Origin of the sequence: Pseudomonas sp. 31 R 17, from assembly GCF_900004915.1 — a bacterium.
GTDB classification, from domain to species: domain Bacteria; phylum Pseudomonadota; class Gammaproteobacteria; order Pseudomonadales; family Pseudomonadaceae; genus Aquipseudomonas; species Aquipseudomonas orientalis_A.
Map to the genome: position 1 here is coordinate 624,023 of NZ_CVTN01000065.1, position 17,206 is coordinate 641,228.

The window sequence follows — 17,206 nt, forward strand, 5'->3', positions numbered from 1 at the left end:
CTCCTCGGCCCTGGCCTTGTTTGTTCGCGGAACAAAAAATGTCGGTCGCGGTTTTCGGCGTTTTTTGAACCCTGTCGCTCAACCCTGCTCGTCGTAACGGGAGCTGTATGTCGATACCACGTTTGAAGTCTTACCTATCCATAGTCGCCACGCTGCTGGTGCTGGGTCAGGCCGTGCCCGCGCAAGCGGTCGAACTGCCTGACTTCACCCAGCTGGTGGAGCAGGCCTCGCCTGCGGTGGTGAACATCAGTACTACGCAGAAATTGCCGGATCGCAAGGTGTCGAACCAGCAGATGCCGGACCTGGAAGGCCTGCCGCCGATGCTGCGCGAATTCTTCGAGCGAGGCATGCCGCAACCCCGCGCCCCGCGCGGTGGTGGCGGTGGCCAGCGTGAAGCGCAGTCCCTGGGTTCGGGGTTCATCATTTCGCCTGACGGCTACATCCTGACCAACAACCACGTAATTGCCGATGCCGACGAGATCCTCGTGCGCCTGGCCGATCGCAGTGAATTGAAAGCCAAGCTGGTCGGCACCGACCCACGTTCGGACGTTGCCTTGCTGAAAATCGAAGGCAAGGACTTGCCGGTGCTTAAACTGGGCAAGTCCCAGGACCTGAAAGCGGGCCAGTGGGTCGTGGCAATCGGTTCGCCGTTCGGGTTTGACCACACTGTCACCCAGGGCATCGTCAGCGCCATCGGTCGCAGCCTGCCAAACGAAAACTACGTACCGTTCATCCAGACCGACGTGCCGATCAACCCGGGCAACTCCGGTGGTCCGCTGTTCAATCTGGCTGGCGAAGTGGTAGGGATCAACTCGCAGATCTACACCCGCTCCGGTGGGTTCATGGGGGTGTCTTTTGCGATTCCGATCGATGTGGCCATGGACGTCTCCAATCAGCTGAAGGCCGGTGGCAAAGTCAGCCGTGGGTGGCTGGGTGTGGTGATCCAGGAAGTGAACAAGGATCTCGCAGAGTCGTTCGGTCTCGACAAGCCTGCGGGTGCGCTGGTCGCGCAGATCCAGGACGACGGCCCGGCTGCCAAAGGTGGCCTGCAGGTCGGCGACGTTATCCTGAGCATGAACGGCCAGCCGATCATCATGTCGGCCGACTTGCCGCATCTGGTGGGCGCGCTGAAAGCGGGCAGCAAAGCCAAGTTGGAAGTGATTCGGGACGGCAAGCGCCAGAATGTCGAGCTCACTGTTGGCGCAATCCCGGAAGAGGGTGCGACCCTGGATGCCCTGGGTAACGCCAAGCCGGGTGCCGAGCGCAGCAGCAATCGCCTGGGCATTGCCGTGGTTGAGCTGACGCCTGAGCAGAAGAAGGCCTTCGATCTCAAGAGCGGTGTGGTAATCAAGGAGGTCCAGGATGGCCCAGCCGCCTTGATCGGGCTGCAGCCGGGCGATGTGATCACCCACCTGAACAACCAGGCAATCGATAACACCAAGGAATTCACCGACATCGCCAAGGCGTTGCCGAAGAATCGTTCGGTGTCGATGCGTGTGTTGCGTCAGGGGCGTGCCAGCTTCATCACCTTCAAGCTGGCCGAGTAACCTTCCAGCCCAATAAAAAGCCCCGCCATTGAAGGATGGCGGGGCTTTTTTGTGGGCGATGGGTTCAGCTCATCATCCCTTTCACCAGGCGTTCCTGTTCGATCAACTCACGCTGGCGCGCATCGATTCGCGAGGACAGCGGGAAGTTGTTGCCGGCGCGACGCTTGGCAAAGTCCAGCTGCTGGATGGCTTGCTGGAAATCGCCCACCAGGGCGAAGTATTCGGCGCGCGCCTGATGCAGGCCAATGATATTGCCCGACAAACCGCGCGTTTCGGCGACCTGATACCACACGTCCGGATCATCCGGGCGGGACTTGAGCAAGCCGTCCAGAGCTTTTTCCGCATCGGCGGTACGGTTTTGTTTGAGCAGCAGATCGACGCGTACCTGGTTCAGTGGATAGTTGCTGGGATACTGGGTCAGCATGCGGTCGGTGCGTTGTTGGGCGTCCGGCATGCGATTGCTGGTGATGTCCAGCTCGATCTGCGCCAGGTTGTAGGTAATGTCGTTGGGCGCCTTGGCCAGCAGCGGCGCCAGGCTTTCCCGTGCTTCCTTGAGCTGGGTGCCCTTGATCTGGGCGATGGCCAGGCCATAACGCGCCACATCGTTTTTCGGGTTCTCATCCAGCTGTGCCTGGAAACGCTTGGCGGCCAGGCCCGGCGTATCTTCATACTTCAGTTGCACCCGCGCGCGAATCAACTGATAGCGCAGGCTGTCTTCCTTGCCGCCAGGCTTGGCTTGTTCCGCGCGGTTGCGGGTGTCGGCGATCCGCGATTCGGTGACCGGGTGCGTCAGCAGGAATTCCGGTGGCTTGGCATCGAAACGGTACTGGCGCATCAGGCGCTCGAACATGGTGGGCATGGAGCGCGGGTCATAGCCGGCTTTCTCCAAATTGAGGATGCCGATACGGTCGGCTTCCTGCTCATTCTGGCGAGAGAATCGACGCTGTTCCTGGATCGCGGCGGCCTGGGAGCCGGCAATCGCGGCAATGCCCGCATCGCCGGCGCCGGCCGCGGCGGCAATGATGCCGCCGAGCAGGGCAGCCATCATCGGGATCTGCATGCGCGACTGCGCTTCCACGCCTCGGGCAAAGTGGCGCTGGGACAAGTGCGCCAATTCGTGGGCCAGCACCGATGCGTATTCACCTTCGGTCTGGGCATTGAGGAACAGGCCGCCATTGACCCCGACGATCCCGCCGGGTGCGGCGAAGGCGTTGAGCTGCGGGCTGTTGATCAGGATGAATTCCAGGCGCCGGTCGTTGACCTGGCTGGTTTCCACCAGCTTGTACACGCTGGTTTCGACGTAATCCTTGAGCTGTGGATCATTGAGCTGCGAGACCTGGCCGCGCAGATAGGCCAGCCATGCGCGGCCCAGTTGATATTCCTGTTGCGGCGAGACAATGGCAGAACTGGCGTCGCCGAGTGACGGCAGCTCATCAGCGAAGGCCGGGGAGGCCAGCAGGCAGGCCAGCGTCAGCAGGGTAGGGCGCAAAAAATTCATGCACAAAGCCTTTCGACAAAGAGCTTACTGTAGCCGGACACTGAGCTTCGGACCAGATATTCTAAGCCGCTCAAATGTTTGCCTGGAGTAACACCATGATCGACGCTGTCGCCTTTGACGCCGAACTCGATGCCAGCGGCCTCAATTGCCCGTTGCCCTTGCTCAAGGCCAAGCTGGAACTCAATCGACTGGCCAGCGGTGCCGTACTCAAGGTCACCGCCACGGACGCCGGTTCCCAGCGGGACTTTCGCACCTTTGCCAGGCTGGCGGGGCATACGCTGGTCCAGGAAGAAGAGGCTGCTGGTGTGTACCGTTACTGGTTGCGCAAGGCCTGATCGCCTTATAAGCGCCAATCAGGCCTTGTTCAGCGCCTGCGCCGCCGCCAACACCGCGTCCACGTGCCCCGGCACTTTCACGCCGCGCCATTCCTGACGCAGTACACCTTCGCTGTCGATCAGAAAGGTGCTGCGATCCACGCCCAGGTATTCCTTGCCGTAGAGCTTCTTGAGCTTGATTACATCAAACAGCTGGCACACCGCCTCGTCCTTGTCGCTGATCAACTCGAAGGGAAACGCCTGCTTGGCCTTGAAGTTCTCGTGAGATTTCACGCTGTCACGCGACACGCCGAACACCTCGGTGTTGGCGGCCTTGAACGCTGCGTACTGGTCACGAAAGCCCTGGCCTTCGGTGGTGCAGCCCGGCGTGCTGTCCTTGGGGTAGAAGTAGATCACCACTTGCTTGCCCTTGAGGGTTGCGAGGCTGAAGGTCTGGCCGCTGGTGGACTGGGCTTGGAAATCGGCTACTGGTGTGTCGATGGCTACCGGCATGAGTCCTTCCTTACATTGGGTTCTGTGGGCGCCATGGTTCGATCAGCGCGTCAAGGTTCAGGGCATCGGCGAAGTCCAGGAACTGGTCGCGCAACCAACTGATCTGCACGCCGGCCGGCAAGGTCACAGTGAAGGTGGCATTGAGCATGGTGCCGCCGGTTTGCGGCGCCTGATAGGTGTCGCAGGTCAGGTTCTCCAGTTCGACGTTGTGGTCGATGAAGAACTGGCACAGCTCGTTGACGATGTCCGAGCGATAGGCCGAGCTGACATACGCCACATAAGGCAGGGCCTGCGGGCGATTTTCCAGGGCAGCGCTGCGCACTACATTGACGGTGAAGTCGTGCTTCTTGGCCAGGCCCGGCAGGCCGGTCTCAAGGCGCGCCAGGGCGTCCCAGCTACCGGAAATCTGCAGCACCAGAGCGCTGCACTCGCCATGGCGGGTCAGGCGCGAGGTCACCACGGCGCAGCGGTTCTCATGGCTGGCGCGGCACAGGACGTTGGTCAGCTCCATGGGGTTGGCGCCGAGGGCACTGATAACAAGGAATTGTTCGCGAACTGTGGGGGTGGACATGCAGCCTTCCTAAAGCGATGAGCGGTCGATACCGCCAGGGCGGTACCGATCAAAGGATCAAGGGTAGCGAAAAGCGTCGCCAAGGGCTAGGAGGTGGCGTTTTCATTGCGTGAACGACCTGATTCAGACGCTGCTTTGGCCCAATGGTGGCATTGCCCGTCGTTTAGTTGCGCCATAACGCATCCTCGCACGGTACTTCGCTTGTACAAGCATCTTGGCGCCAGTACCATTACGGCTCTCTTTTTCCGGCAGGAGCGGTTGCATGATTGCGGGCAGTATGGTGGCACTGGTCACACCCATGGATGCACAAGGTCATCTCGACTGGGACAGCCTGGGCAAACTGGTGGACTTCCACCTGCAAGAAGGCACCAACGCCATCGTGGCGGTCGGCACCACCGGTGAGTCGGCCACCCTCGACGTGGAAGAACACATTCAGGTGATCGAGTTCGTGGTCAAGCGCGTTGCGGGCCGTATCGCCGTGATCGCAGGTACCGGTGCCAACTCGACGCGTGAAGCGATCGAATTGACCCGCAATGCCAAGAAGGCCGGCGCAGACGCCTGCCTGCTGGTGACGCCGTACTACAACAAGCCGACCCAGGAAGGCTTGTACCAGCACTTCAAAGCCATCGCCGAAGCCGTCCAGATCCCGCAGATTCTCTATAACGTACCGGCTCGTACCGCGTGCGATATGAAGGCCGAGACCGTGATCCGCCTGTCCACCGTGCCGAACATCATCGGCATCAAGGAAGCCACGGGCGACCTGCAACGCGCCAAGGACATCCTGGCCGGCGTCAGCAGCGACTTCCTGTTGTACTCCGGTGACGACGCTACCGCTGTGGAACTGATGCTGCTGGGCGGCAAAGGCAACATCAGCGTGACCGCCAACGTCGCCCCGCGTGCCATGAGCGACCTGTGCGCCGCCGCCATTGCCGGTGATGCCGTGACCGCCCGCGCGATTCACGAAAAGCTGATGCCGCTCAACAAGACACTGTTTACCGAATCCAACCCTATTCCCGTGAAATGGGCGCTGACTGAAATGGGCATGATGCCGGACGGTATCCGTCTGCCGCTCACCCGTCTCAGCGAAGCCTTTCACGAACCGCTGCGACAGGCCCTGCGCCAGTCCGGCGTCCTGGTTTAATTGAGGAAGCACTACGCATGAAGCGATTGGCCGGACTTTCCGCACTTGCCTTGATTATCTCCAGCACCAGTGGCTGCGGTTGGGTATGGGGCCCGGAAGGCTACTTCCGTGACCGTGGCAGCGATTACCTGGAAGCGCAAGCAACCAAACCGATGCAACTGCCGCCTGACGTGAACGTCGCCAAGCGTCTCGACCCGCTGCTGCCGATTCCGCGCAATGTCGCCGACGACACCGTCAAGGGCGAATATGTGGTGCCACGTCCGCAGCCGATCACGGCAGTGGCCGATGCGAGCGACTACAGCCTGCAAAAGAGTGGCGACAACCGCTGGATCGTGGCTCAGCGCCCACCCGCCGAAGTCTGGCCGGTGGCGGTGCAGTTCTTCCAGGACAATGGCTTTCGCATCGACGAGCAGCGCCCGCAGACGGGTGAGTTCACCACGGCGTGGCAGCAAGGCCGTGAGTTGTCCGCCAACATGGCCCAGCGCCTGTTGGCTGGCGGTGTAGCCGCCGACAGCGAGGCCCGTGTGCGTGTGCGCATCGAGCCAGGCGTACAGCGCAATACCAGTGAAGTCTATGTGGTCAGCGCCGAGCGCCCTGCCGGCAGCACGGCCAGCGTCGATTTCACGCCGCGCTCGGTCAATACCGGCGTCGACGCCGCGCTGGTCGACGAGATGCTGGCCAGCATGAGCCGCATCTCCGAAAAGGGCGGCTCGGTTTCCCTGCTCGCCGCACGTGATTACGACACGCCCAGCCGCGTCAGCCTCACCGAAGATGGCAGCGGCAACGTGGTGCTGAACCTGGGTGAAGACCTGGACCGTGCCTGGGCCAGCGTAGGTCGCGCACTGGAGCAAGGCCCTTGGCGTGTTGAGGACATCAACCGCAGCCTGGGTCTTTACTACATCAACGTGGCTGAAAAAGCCGAGAAAAAAGACGACGAGCCAGGTTTCTTCGGCAAGTTGTTCGGCAGCCAGCCGACCAAGGAAGAAGTCGAGACCCGCGCCGAGCGTTATCAGGTTCGTTTGAGCAAGGTCGGCGAGAGCGTGCAAGTCACCGTCGAGAAAAACATCAACACTGTCGCGCCAGCTGAAACAGCGCGCAAAGTATTGGGTGTAATTCAGGACAACCTGGGCTGATCCGATGCGTTTTGCTGTTCTCGGTAGCGGTAGCCAAGGGAACGGCACGCTGGTCGCCCATGACGACACGTACATATTGGTCGATTGTGGTTTCTCGTTAAGAGAAACCGAGCGGCGCCTGCTGCGCCTGGGGGTTCACCCCGCGCAGCTGAGCGCGATTCTGGTGACCCACGAACATGCCGACCACGTGCATGGCGTGGGTTTGCTGTCTCGACGCTACAATCTTCCGGTGTATTTGAGTCGCGGCACATTGCGCGGGATGCGCAAACCCATTGAACCCGCAGGTTTCCTGGCCGGTGGTGAGCAACTGCAGATCGGTGCCCTGAGCATCAGTGTCGTAGCCGTCGCTCACGACGCCCAGGAGCCGACGCAATATGTATTCAGTGATGGTGAGCGACGCTTCGGCGTACTGACCGACCTGGGCTCCTACTGCGCCAAGGTGCTGGACGGTTACCGCGACCTCGATGCCTTGATGATCGAGTCCAACCACTGCCGAGATTTGCTGGCTCGCGGTCATTACCCCTACTTTCTCAAGCAGCGGGTGGGCGGCGAACTGGGACATTTGAACAACCATCAGGCGGCGTACCTGGTGTATGAGTTGGGCTGGCAAGACCTGCAACACCTGGTCCTGGCCCACCTGAGCAGCAAGAACAACCTGCCGACGCTTGCCCGGCAATGTTTTGTCGACACCCTCGGGTGCGACCCGGACTGGCTGCAACTGGCCGATCAAGATTCAGGGCTCGACTGGCGCCACATCGCCTAGCCCACCTCACTCAAAGCGGAGCCCATCATGGAAAAACGTGAAGAACTCTACCGCGGCAAAGCCAAGTCGGTATACAAGACCGACGACGCCAACCGCCTGATCCTGCTGTTTCGCAACGACACCTCGGCGTTCGACGGCAAGCGCATCGAACAGCTTGATCGCAAGGGCATGGTGAACAACAAGTTCAACGCCTTCATCATGCAGAAACTCGAAGAAGCCGGTGTTCCGACCCAATTCGACAAACTGCTGGGCGATAACGAATGCCTGGTCAAGAAGCTCGACATGATTCCGGTCGAATGCGTTGTGCGCAACTACGCCGCCGGCAGCCTGGTCAAGCGCCTGGGCGTGGAGGAGGGCCTCAAGCTCAACCCTTACACCTTCGAGCTGTTCCTGAAGGACGATGCCAAGGGCGACCCGTTCATCAATGAATCCCACGTCGTGGCGTTTGGTTGGGGCACCGCTGAACAACTGGCACGCATGAAAGAGTTGTCCCTCAAGGTCAACGACGTGCTGAGCAAGCTGTTCGACGACGCCGGCCTCCTGCTGGTGGACTTCAAGCTCGAATTCGGTGTATTCCACGATGGCTCCATCGTCCTGGGCGACGAGTTCAGCCCGGACGGCTGCCGCCTGTGGGACAAGGACACCAAGAAGAAGATGGACAAAGACCGCTTCCGCCAGGGCCTCGGTGACGTCATCGAAGCCTACGAAGAAGTCGCCAAGCGCCTCGGCGTACCGCTTTAATCGACGCAAGCATCTGATAGCACGGAAAAAAATCGCCTTTGGGGTTTGCTTCCGTGAAACACACTGTTATGATGCGCGCCGTTGGAGAGATGCCAGAGTGGCCGAATGGGACGGATTCGAAATCCGTTGTACCTTCACCGGTACCTAGGGTTCGAATCCCTATCTCTCCGCCATTATTAGATACGACTAAGCCCCTGAAATGGTTGAACATTTCAGGGGCTTTTTCGTTGTTGGGGTTTGGTTTAGGGCAAATTTAGGGCAAAGATAAGTGTTTGGAGTTTCATTTACGTAGACGTTGGAAGCCACATTCTGAAAAACAAATATGGCTTCCACCTAGCCGAGCACTTTGCCAGTATGTGCAAACCCGGTATCCGCATAATTATTGGGTGTAATTTCGGGTAATCACATTAGGAGCAAGGAAATGCAGCCTACGGCCGTTGAGAAACTCACAGTATTGATGTTGTGCGATATCTACAAAAAACTCGAAATCAAAGACAGTTTTGACCCTGAATTGGTCAGCCAAGTGATCAGTTCGGATGACATGTGGGTTCTAGATTGGAAGTACGGGATCAAGGATGAAGGTGCGGAAACCCCTCCGCACGTAACTGCGGTTGTCGATACCTTGGACATGTATGCATTCTTGCGCGATAGCTACGCTGCGTTGGGAGAGGCTGAGAAAGCGAATCTGGAGGAAGCTGTTCCGCATGCGCGCGGCAAGATTTCATTTCCGGGTTATGACGGGAATAACGAGACTGAATATCTCTCCACTGCCAGGTATCTAGTCGAGGATCTGGATCGGTTTGAGTCGATGAAAACGGTCGCAGCAGTGAACTCTCATTTTCCCGTCGTAGAAATGTACGCGCGAATGTTTGAGGCGTTTGAGCCTATTAGGATAAACCTCGTGGGCCGCTTAATGAACTTCGCTGAGATCGCCGAGGTGTTAAGAGCCTCGGTTCATCCTGATAATCGGTAAGGTTAGAAAATCTGCGCCTCCTTAGCGGGGCGCGCAGATTTGTTCTTTTCGAAACCCAAGCATTTTGGAAACAATCCCAGCCATGCTCTTGGTGTCGCTCGGTATCCACCTGCCGTAGTGCTTCCTCACCATCGTCGTATCCGCATGACCAAGCTGCCGAGCCACCCACTCGACCGGCACATAGCTCGACAGCATCTGACTGGCAAACGTATGCCGGCATTGGTTGGCCCCTCGATGCCTTACCTCAGCTTTCTTCAGATGAGCAGTAAACCACTTACTCAAAATCTTGCCGTTCCATAGCAGTCCGCTGGCAGAGCTTCGGAAAAGAAACCTGACCCTCGCAGGCTTTGTCGTGATGTTATCCCGCTGTGTGACGTTGATATCGACGTACGGCTCATCGCTGGCCGCTGCCAGGATCTCCCGCATCAATTCCAGAGCGGGATCAATCAGCTCCACCACCCGCACCCTGGAGCGCTCCTTGGGCACCTTGAACTTCCCAACCACCAACGCACGACGAACGTGAACAGTGCCAGCCTTCAGATCCACATCTTCAACGGCAAGCGCAATCAACTCGGAGAGTGAAAGTCCAGTCCAGCAGTTGAAAACAATCATCCTGGCATCGGCCATTCGCTCTGTGTCTGCTGCACCAATACGCTCGATTTCTTCCCGGCTGAAAGGGTCGGCATGTTCGTCATCGGAGTCTGTGCTGACGTTGCTGATTCTCTCCAGCGGGTTGGTTTTCAGAATCCCATCACCAAACGCATCAGCCCAAACCCCGCGCACCACGGTAAAAATGTCGTTCACCGTTTTCGGTGCCAGCTTTTGCTTCAATAGCTGAGCCTGGAACAGCTCAATGTCGCTCTTGCTGACGTCGACGATCCGAGACTTTCCAAACTTGTTCTCGACGTGCACAGCCTTGCTCTCGTAGTTGATCACCGTGCTGGCAGCCTTTAGCGCGCGCTGCACCTCCAGCCAACGGTCTATGCCTTCTTTCACGGTTCGTTTGGCTGAATGCCCGGCGCTCCCCGAGAGCGTCTTTGCCCTCGGGGAGTTGGGGAAGTGTGCGGCGTAGTCAAAGCGGTTCTCCTTGATCTCTGCAAGGATCGCCCGCCGCTTGTTGTCCGCGTAGGCGATAGAGGCCTTGTTGACCGTTACAACGCCTTCCAGGGGCTCTCGGCAGCGTTGGCCGTGGAGCATGAAGCAGATGCGGAGCTGCTTGCCGTTCAGCTCCACACCCGTTGGCATTTTCCTGCTCATGGCTGGCCTGCCATCCACTTTTCGATTTCGTCACGGTTGTAGACGATTACGTGGGCAGGGTCCCATCGCCAATGTTTGCCTTCCAGCCAAATACCCCTAGAGCGGTATTTGCGGACCGCTTCGGTGCTCAGGCCAAAAACGGGGAAAAGCAGGTCTTGGCGAAACCAGGTTCCCGGTGTGACGCTGATCTCCAATTTCTCGGCGGTGTTCATGCTGTCGCCTCCTTAGCCTCCGGGCCATGGCCCGCAGTGCGGCTGGCGTAGCTCGCGTCGCTCAACTCTTCGTAGAGGCCTTCTGTTTCGTCGATGCTGATCCAGCGTGCCATAAGGCCCATCTCAATCTGCCCGTAGACGATCCAGTAATTGACCTGACGCATTTTCTTGTCGCCCAGGCGCACTTCGTTGATACGCCAGCGCAGATGGCTCAGGAAGCGCTCGTGGATTTGCTCGGGCGGCAGCAGTTGCACGAAATCATTCTGTGCGCTGGTGGCGACAGCTTCGGATTTAATCTGTGAGTGAGACATTTCGCTCTCCTCATGTAGTCAGGGTTGGCGACGGGCGTTCTATCGATGTGCCCATGGCATCCAGATAGTCAGCGAGGTCATGCAGATAGATCACCGGTGCAGACCTGATCGAGCCATGCAACCGCGTGTATCTGATCGGGATATGACCCGCGTTGATTTCGTGGAGCATGTATCTGTCTGTCTTGATGTGCGGAAAGTACCGCTGACGCACAGCCGACAGCGTGGGGCAGGGTGTGCTCCATTCACGGCGGAGTTGGTCGAGGGTCGAGTTCATGTAGTTACCTCCCGTCATCGCGTTCCTGGGCGTTGACGTGCGATGGTTCAGGCGGCGTCGCCACCCCATGGATTGGTGTCATCGTGATAGGCGATGGGCTCGGGTGGTTTTGGCGCACTTGAGCGCTGACCGATGATGATCAGCAATTGGCCTATACGCTTTTGAAGGGCCTCAATCTCGGCTCGTTGCGAGACGGCGGGATGGAGGTATACCGGCTGTGCATTTAGTTTTCTGACTTTCATGGTCGCTACACCTCATGCAGCGAAGTGATGACGATTAAAAATTAGGATCACTAATTTTGTGTGTCAACTGCACTTTCTGAGTGGGGTGTATAAGTAGTGATGGAGTGATGCGGATACAGCTGACAGGAAATTCTGAGGGAGGCTTTAAATCAACGCTGAATACCAAAACACTTTGCCGAGAATTTGGATATTTTTCGAAACAAAATCACCGTCTCGATTTTCCTCAGGATACTCATCGCTGTTGTAACTGCGCAGTCGCAATCCGTTTTCTGGCAGTTTGTAGAGCAGGCATAGTCGGAGTTGGCCTTTGTAATCGAGGAGGTACATCTTCCCGTCCTGGATCTGCGTTACCGAGGTATCAATGGCAACGCGGCTACCCTCGGGTAGCACGGGGTCCATGCTGCTTCCTTCGACTAAAACACCTGCAACCACTTCAGGCTTGATGTTCTTGAGGTACAAGTCCCTACGACTGCACGGCATTGTCCTTCCGCCACCTAACTTCACCTTCGTGCCCTTGCCGTCGGGGCGTTCAACCTCGTGATAGAGGTCGACTTCAATGTCGCCAGGAGCCATTGGAATCTTGTTGTTCAAGTCGGAAGGTGGGGGTGAGCTCACGTTGGTTTCACCCAGGGCACGAAGGAAAGAGGTGCCGATGGTAGTCGGCTGGGAGCCAACGTTGAAACCTTCAATTGGGAAATCGGAGAAGAGGCGGGTGCTAACGTCGGAGGGCTGAAACTCCAACAGGGTGGCGAATTTCAGCAGCGCAGGCATGTTTAAAGGAATCTTCCCTGTCATGTACTGGCTGACGATGCTTTGCCCTTTCCAGCGACATTCTTCCCCAAGTTTTTTCTGAGTCAGAGCTGGATAGAGGTCCTTGCGATCCTTGTAAATCGCCAGCAAGCGTGCAGCTTCTTCAAGGATATGCGGTGGCTGATCTGACATAGGCTGAAAATATAAGGGCGGCTTATTTCAGCATACTTTTACATCTTGGCGGTTGAGATGCAAAAGAAGGATTACTAATATCCATAGTCCAAAACCATTCGAGGTATCAAGGAATGGACGATGATATTGGTATTTCGCTGAAGGATTTTGCTCACGGTCGCACCCAGCCGGAACTCGGAAAACTGCTGGGTGTTTCGCAAAGCGCAGTGTCCCAGATGCTGAGCTCGGGTCGTGATATCCGCATTCAGGTCGATGAGCAGGGCCGTTACTTGGCCTACGAGATTCGACCTGTCGGCGGCCGTAGAAAGTCTACGGCCGCGTAGGGTTGTGCGATGCAACGGCCAACATCCTCTGACTGGGCAAAGCGCTACGTTGAACTGTTCAACCTGGCGCTCGTCCCCATTGAACCCCGTCAGAAAGCGCCCAAGGGCAATGCCTGGAATCAGCCGGGTGGCTATCTCACCGACGCCGAGCAGGCTGCGGCCTTCTGGCGTGACCATCCAAAACACAACATGGGCGTGGTTCTGGGGCCGAGCTGTCTGTGTTCGTTGGACGTGGATGATGTGCAGTGGACGCGGCAAGTTTTGTTCGATCAGTTGGGCCTTGATCTGGATGAGATGGCGAACGCCTTCCCGTGCGTAATTGGTAACCCTGCACGTATGAGGATTCTGTTTCGTGTGCCGGACGAAGTGGAACTCAGCCGACACGCGTTAGCGTGGCCACGTGAAAGTGATCCTGATAGTTCGAAATTCAAAAGCGCCATCGCGATGGCGAAAGAGGCCAAGGCCTCTGGTGATCAAGCTGCTGAAGCAGCAGCGAGAACGCTGGCGGACAAGTACAAGGCATTCACGGTTTTCGAGCTCCGAGCCGGGCTTGTTCAGGACGTGCTGCCGCCCTCCATTCATCCCGGAACAGGCAAGCCTTACACCTGGAAGAACCCACCGTCGGCAGAAGGTTTTCCGGTGTTGCTGCCCGAGCTACTCAAAGCCTGGCAGAACTGGGAGCTGTTCAAGCGTGATGCTGACGCAAGTTGCCCGTGGAAGCCGACACCTAAACCGCCTGTGCGCAAACCGAAGCAAACTGAGCCAGGAAAGCACCCGTCGGTGATCGATGAGTTCAACCGCGCCCATGACGTTGAGGCAATGCTGGCCGATCACGGCTACACCAAACATGGCCGAAAGTGGCTCTGCCCCCATAGCAGCACAGGCTTACCCGGTATTACCGTAACTGAGGGCCGCGTGTATTCACATCACGCGTCAGACTCACTCGCCAATGGTCACCAGAACGATGCCTTCGCGGTGTATTGCTTGCTGGAGCATGACGGTGATGTATCGCGGGCGGTGAAAGCAGCCGCGAAGCTGTTAGGTCTAACTCCTACAGAAAAAGCTCCAAGATCGCGCAAGCGCCCGAGCGCCGTCCCCGCCGAAAGTGATGACTGGAGAGCGCTTCTACGGCGTACCGAGGAGGGCGCCTTACGGTCCCAACTCGCCAATGCTTACTTGATCCTCAAGCACACACCCGAATGGCAGGGCGTCCTTGCCTACAACGAATTCGCCGACCGCATCGACAAACTCAAGCCTCCTCCTACGCCCGACGGTGAAAAAGGCCCGTGGCAGGATGTCGATGCCAGCAAGACGCTGGTGTGGCTGCAGATGGTGTGGAGCCTGCACCTGCGTAGCAGTGCCGTCGCCGACGAGGCCGTGCGGATGGTTGCCTGGGAGCATCGCTATCACCCCGTACGCAATTGGCTTGAATCCCTACCGCCTTGGGATGATCAGCCCCGCCTGGAGATGCTGTTGCCCACGGTGTTCGGCGCCGACATCAACCCCTACACCGCGCACATCGGCCAATCCATCCCTGTGTCATCGATTGCGCGAATCTTCATTCCAGGCTGCAAAGTCGACGAAATGGTGGTGCTGGAAGGCGGGCAAGGGCAGGGCAAGTCCTCTTGTATCGCTGAGCTGTTTGGTTTCGAGTGGTATCTGGAAACCAGCGAGCCACCGACCAACAAAGACTTCTACGTCACCATGCAGGGCAATTCTGTGGTCGAGATTGGCGAGATGCAGAGCTTCTCCAAGGCCGATATCAACCAAGTGAAAATGGCGATCACCCGGCGCGATGACAAATACCGTGCACCTTATGATCGCCATGCGCGCAGCCATCCACGGCAGTGCATTTTCATGGGCACCACCAATGCCGACGCCTACCTCAGCGACCCAACCGGGGCGCGACGATTCCTACCGGTGTTGTGCCGCAAGGCTGATGTCGCCTATATCCGGCAATGGCGGGATCAGCTTTGGGCTGAGGCGTTGCACCTGTACTGCACCGGCTTTCAATGGTGGGACTACCCGCAAGATCTGGCCCGCGAAGAGCAGGATTCCCGCTATGTGGAAGATCCGTGGGAGGAGCCAATTATCAAATACTTGGAAGGGCATGCGCCGCAGCTTCATTACCCTGACGGATTGTTTGGGCCGATCAATGAAGTGACGGTCATGGGGCTGCTCAAACACGCCCTGCAAATGGACCTAGCGAGGATGAACAAACCGGAGCAGAGGCGCGTAGCAGACATCCTGCGACGGTTGGGTTGGGTGAAGGAAAAGCAAAAACGCGTCGCCGGAACCCTGGAGCGGATTCGCCCCTATGTCCGGCCAATGGCGGAGGATCGAGCTGCGTAGATGTCACTGGCGTCACCGGCTGTGTCACCAGCTGATGCTCCGAAAAAGCGTTGGAGATCAACGGTGTCACCAATGTCACCAGTGTCACTGCTGCTCGCGCACGCGTACACCGAACTCCCGTCATCGGCTGTGTACCGTGTAAATCCTTTTTAACTGGTGACAGTTGTGACACTGGTGACAGTTTTGAATTTAAAGGCGTTTTTACGTCACCAGTGCGTCACCAATGTCACCAGATCAATAAGCGAGGTTTAAACGATGATTCCTGAAATCGAAACCCTGATGCGCCATTGGGGAGAACAGACGCGACGCTGCAATGCGGAACGCAGTCTTGGTAGCCCGCTGGGCACGCTGATGCGCTTTGGTGGGCTGATGCCTCGTGGCACGCCGGGCGCGCGCGATTTGCTCGTTGGAGCTGGTCCCGATCACATAGCGAGGGAAGTCGAAGCGGCATTGGCCTGGTTGCAGCATCAAGGCGAGCAGGGCCAGCGGTTAGCCAAGTTGGCGAGCCTGCGTTACTTGCCGGAGCGGGAGCTGTCTGTTGCTGAACAGATGCGTTTGCTGGGGCTGGAGGTTTCCGCAGATAGAACTTATAGAAATTGGGTGCAGCGGTTGCACCAGCGTGTCATGGCCGAGCTTTCACGGCGTGCGGGATGTCGTGTTGCCTGACCGTTTGTCAGGGCAGGGTGCGTTAACTGTGCGCTGGCTATGCGTAATCTTAACTTTTGGATGGTTAACTCAAATATTCCCCTTGAGGATTTTCCGATTTGGGGTAAGAAGTATTTAAGCTAATAGCCCTGCGTCACTAGATTTAAATTTTTTAAACTAATTTGTAAGCGACGCAGGTTTTACAGGTGGGGTGGTTGACGTTGCTATGTTAATTATTGTTTCAGTTGACTCTAGTCACTACGTAATCGTAAGGGGTGTCATTGTGGTGGCGGTGTAGAATTAGCGTCTGCCCTGATTTTAAGGGGAGGACTTGTAGCTGATTAAATGGGTCTTTAGGGTTAAATGCGCGTACAAAATCAGGGTTAAGTGTCGCAGTATTATTGTCTTTGAACTTTAAGTGTAGTCGGCGAGGGTCGCTGTCAAGTTCAATGGTAAATTCTGATGTTTGTAATGAGTAGCCATCGTAAATGTAACCGAACCCACCTGCAAAATCTGATAGGAGTTGCGGCTTGGTTGCACGGTTTATTTCGAGGGTTAGGTTAGTTTCTGTGTCGAGACCACGCGTGCCTTCAAGCACGGTGTGTAATGAGAAAACCATAATGCATTCCTAAGTTTTGCTTGGTAAATTGGATTTTGTTTTCTCGTAACGCTACTACTTTGTCTTTGCTCTGTCTAGTGGTCGTTCTTCGGTTTGAGTGGCGGCATTAGAGGAGCTTTTATCTCTGATGCTGGAGTATTCGATGTCTAATAAAGATTCTTCAATATGGACTGCGGTGCTAGCTTGGTTTCTTCAGTACTCACCGGTAGTTTTCGCTACCGGTCTTTCGGTGTTGATTTCAGCGCTTAGAATCATATATCGCGGCGGTACGAAAAAAGCGATGTTTCTAGAGTCTGTTTTATGTGGGTGTATTACGCTAGCGATGCTATCTGGTCTGAGCCTCTTTGGTTTACCACAAGCAGCTGCTGCATTTGTCGGAGGGATGATCGGGTTACTAGGGGTCGACAAGATCCGCAATCTTGCTGAACGTTTCGCCGATGCCAATCTCTCCCAACGGGACGGTGACGGATGAACTCACCTGCACAACATGGCTATAGCTACCGTTGGCAATTGGCTCGACTCGGTTGGTTACGACATCACCCTTTATGCATTGAATGCGAGAAATATGGTCGAATTACATCTGCTTCAGTCGTCGACCACATCCATCCCCACCACGGCGACACCCACCTCTTCTGGGACCACTCCAACTGGCAATCCCTCTGCAAACACTGCCACGACGCCCACAAACAACGCTTCGAAAAATCCGGTGTAGTCCTCGGCTGCACAACCGACGGTCAACCCATCGACCCCAACCACCCATGGAACCAGGGGAGGGTGGGGTGAAAGTTGCGCAGCCTCCAGCTTCAAGACCCCGCCCCCCGGTTTTTATGCAGCG

At 57.0% G+C, this 17,206-nt stretch carries 21 protein-coding genes and 1 tRNA gene; 13 read left to right on the forward strand and 9 right to left on the reverse strand.

Features of this window, described 5'->3' with window-relative positions:
• Positions 1 to 107: 107 nt before the first annotated feature.
• Positions 108 to 1,547 carry a DegQ family serine endoprotease gene (locus tag BFP89_RS15040; RefSeq protein ID WP_065886235.1) on the forward strand — a complete coding sequence of 480 codons (1,440 nt, stop codon included), beginning with the start codon at positions 108 to 110 and terminating at the stop codon, positions 1,545 to 1,547.
• Positions 1,548 to 1,611: 64 nt separating this feature from the next.
• On the opposite strand, the gene BFP89_RS15045 is transcribed toward BFP89_RS15040, so the two are convergent.
• Positions 1,612 to 3,045, reverse strand: a complete 1,434-nt coding sequence (locus BFP89_RS15045) for a M48 family metalloprotease (RefSeq protein WP_065886236.1) — start codon at positions 3,043 to 3,045, stop codon at positions 1,612 to 1,614.
• A gap of 95 nt (positions 3,046 to 3,140) precedes the next feature.
• On the opposite strand from BFP89_RS15045, the gene BFP89_RS15050 reads away from it, so the two are divergent.
• The gene (locus BFP89_RS15050; protein WP_065886237.1) at positions 3,141 to 3,380 is read left to right on the forward strand and encodes a sulfurtransferase TusA family protein; all 240 of its coding nucleotides are present in this window, start codon (positions 3,141 to 3,143) and stop codon (positions 3,378 to 3,380) included.
• 18 nt (positions 3,381 to 3,398) lie between these two features.
• On the opposite strand, the gene BFP89_RS15055 is transcribed toward BFP89_RS15050, so the two are convergent.
• Both BFP89_RS15055 and BFP89_RS15060 read right to left on the reverse strand, forming a co-directional pair.
• Positions 3,399 to 3,872, reverse strand: a complete 474-nt coding sequence (locus BFP89_RS15055) for a peroxiredoxin (protein WP_065886238.1) — start codon at positions 3,870 to 3,872, stop codon at positions 3,399 to 3,401.
• Between the two features lie 10 nt (positions 3,873 to 3,882).
• Complete coding sequence (locus tag BFP89_RS15060; protein WP_003189463.1) at positions 3,883 to 4,443, reverse strand: glycine cleavage system protein R; 561 nt, start codon at positions 4,441 to 4,443, stop codon at positions 3,883 to 3,885.
• A gap of 262 nt (positions 4,444 to 4,705) precedes the next feature.
• On the opposite strand from BFP89_RS15060, the gene dapA reads away from it, so the two are divergent.
• From dapA to BFP89_RS15090, 6 genes are all read left to right on the forward strand, one after another.
• The gene (dapA, locus tag BFP89_RS15065) at positions 4,706 to 5,584 is read left to right on the forward strand and encodes a 4-hydroxy-tetrahydrodipicolinate synthase (protein WP_065886239.1); all 879 of its coding nucleotides are present in this window, start codon (positions 4,706 to 4,708) and stop codon (positions 5,582 to 5,584) included.
• A gap of 17 nt (positions 5,585 to 5,601) precedes the next feature.
• Positions 5,602 to 6,717, forward strand: coding sequence for an outer membrane protein assembly factor BamC (gene bamC / locus BFP89_RS15070; RefSeq protein WP_065886240.1), 1,116 nt, complete (start codon positions 5,602 to 5,604; stop codon positions 6,715 to 6,717).
• A gap of 4 nt (positions 6,718 to 6,721) precedes the next feature.
• Positions 6,722 to 7,480: an MBL fold metallo-hydrolase gene (locus BFP89_RS15075; RefSeq protein ID WP_065886241.1), complete on the forward strand. Its 759-nt coding sequence runs from the start codon at positions 6,722 to 6,724 to the stop codon at positions 7,478 to 7,480.
• Between the two features lie 27 nt (positions 7,481 to 7,507).
• Entirely contained in the window at positions 7,508 to 8,221 is a 714-nt protein-coding gene (gene purC / locus BFP89_RS15080) for a phosphoribosylaminoimidazolesuccinocarboxamide synthase (RefSeq protein WP_065886242.1), read from the forward strand.
• An 83-nt stretch (positions 8,222 to 8,304) separates the two neighbouring features.
• Positions 8,305 to 8,394: transfer RNA gene (locus BFP89_RS15085), tRNA-Ser, on the forward strand.
• Positions 8,395 to 8,642: 248 nt separating this feature from the next.
• Positions 8,643 to 9,194 (forward strand): YfbU family protein, encoded by a 552-nt coding sequence (locus BFP89_RS15090; protein ID WP_065886243.1) that lies wholly within the window; start codon positions 8,643 to 8,645, stop codon positions 9,192 to 9,194.
• Between the two features lie 21 nt (positions 9,195 to 9,215).
• On the opposite strand, the gene BFP89_RS15095 is transcribed toward BFP89_RS15090, so the two are convergent.
• The 6 genes from BFP89_RS15095 to BFP89_RS15120 all read right to left on the reverse strand — a co-directional run bounded on the left by BFP89_RS15095 (position 9,216) and on the right by BFP89_RS15120 (position 12,390).
• Entirely contained in the window at positions 9,216 to 10,451 is a 1,236-nt protein-coding gene (locus BFP89_RS15095) for a tyrosine-type recombinase/integrase (RefSeq protein WP_065886244.1), read from the reverse strand.
• Positions 10,448 to 10,663, reverse strand: a complete 216-nt coding sequence (gene xisR, locus BFP89_RS15100) for an excisionase family protein (RefSeq protein WP_065886245.1) — start codon at positions 10,661 to 10,663, stop codon at positions 10,448 to 10,450. The genes BFP89_RS15095 and xisR overlap by 4 nt, the downstream gene beginning before the upstream one ends.
• A complete protein-coding gene (locus BFP89_RS15105) occupies positions 10,660 to 10,974 on the reverse strand; it encodes a hypothetical protein (RefSeq protein WP_065886246.1) in 315 nt (104 codons plus the stop codon). The genes xisR and BFP89_RS15105 overlap by 4 nt, the downstream gene beginning before the upstream one ends.
• A gap of 10 nt (positions 10,975 to 10,984) precedes the next feature.
• Positions 10,985 to 11,248 (reverse strand): pyocin activator PrtN family protein, encoded by a 264-nt coding sequence (locus BFP89_RS15110; RefSeq protein WP_065886457.1) that lies wholly within the window; start codon positions 11,246 to 11,248, stop codon positions 10,985 to 10,987.
• Positions 11,249 to 11,295: 47 nt separating this feature from the next.
• Positions 11,296 to 11,490 (reverse strand): hypothetical protein, encoded by a 195-nt coding sequence (locus BFP89_RS15115; protein WP_065886247.1) that lies wholly within the window; start codon positions 11,488 to 11,490, stop codon positions 11,296 to 11,298.
• 144 nt (positions 11,491 to 11,634) lie between these two features.
• Positions 11,635 to 12,390 (reverse strand): S24 family peptidase, encoded by a 756-nt coding sequence (locus BFP89_RS15120; RefSeq protein ID WP_083208063.1) that lies wholly within the window; start codon positions 12,388 to 12,390, stop codon positions 11,635 to 11,637.
• Between the two features lie 155 nt (positions 12,391 to 12,545).
• On the opposite strand from BFP89_RS15120, the gene BFP89_RS15125 reads away from it, so the two are divergent.
• The 5 genes from BFP89_RS15125 (at position 12,546) to BFP89_RS27530 (ending at position 17,154) form a co-directional block, all read left to right on the forward strand.
• The gene (locus BFP89_RS15125) at positions 12,546 to 12,755 is read left to right on the forward strand and encodes a Cro/CI family transcriptional regulator (RefSeq protein ID WP_065886249.1); all 210 of its coding nucleotides are present in this window, start codon (positions 12,546 to 12,548) and stop codon (positions 12,753 to 12,755) included.
• 9 nt (positions 12,756 to 12,764) lie between these two features.
• Entirely contained in the window at positions 12,765 to 15,107 is a 2,343-nt protein-coding gene (locus BFP89_RS15130; protein WP_065886250.1) for a VapE domain-containing protein, read from the forward strand.
• A 255-nt stretch (positions 15,108 to 15,362) separates the two neighbouring features.
• The gene (locus tag BFP89_RS15135) at positions 15,363 to 15,773 is read left to right on the forward strand and encodes a hypothetical protein (protein WP_065886251.1); all 411 of its coding nucleotides are present in this window, start codon (positions 15,363 to 15,365) and stop codon (positions 15,771 to 15,773) included.
• A 740-nt stretch (positions 15,774 to 16,513) separates the two neighbouring features.
• A complete protein-coding gene (locus BFP89_RS27525; RefSeq protein WP_083208079.1) occupies positions 16,514 to 16,843 on the forward strand; it encodes a phage holin, lambda family in 330 nt (109 codons plus the stop codon).
• On the forward strand, positions 16,840 to 17,154 hold the full coding sequence (locus BFP89_RS27530) for an HNH endonuclease (protein WP_083208064.1): 315 nt from the start codon (positions 16,840 to 16,842) through the stop codon (positions 17,152 to 17,154). The genes BFP89_RS27525 and BFP89_RS27530 overlap by 4 nt, the downstream gene beginning before the upstream one ends.
• Positions 17,155 to 17,206: the final 52 nt, after the last annotated feature.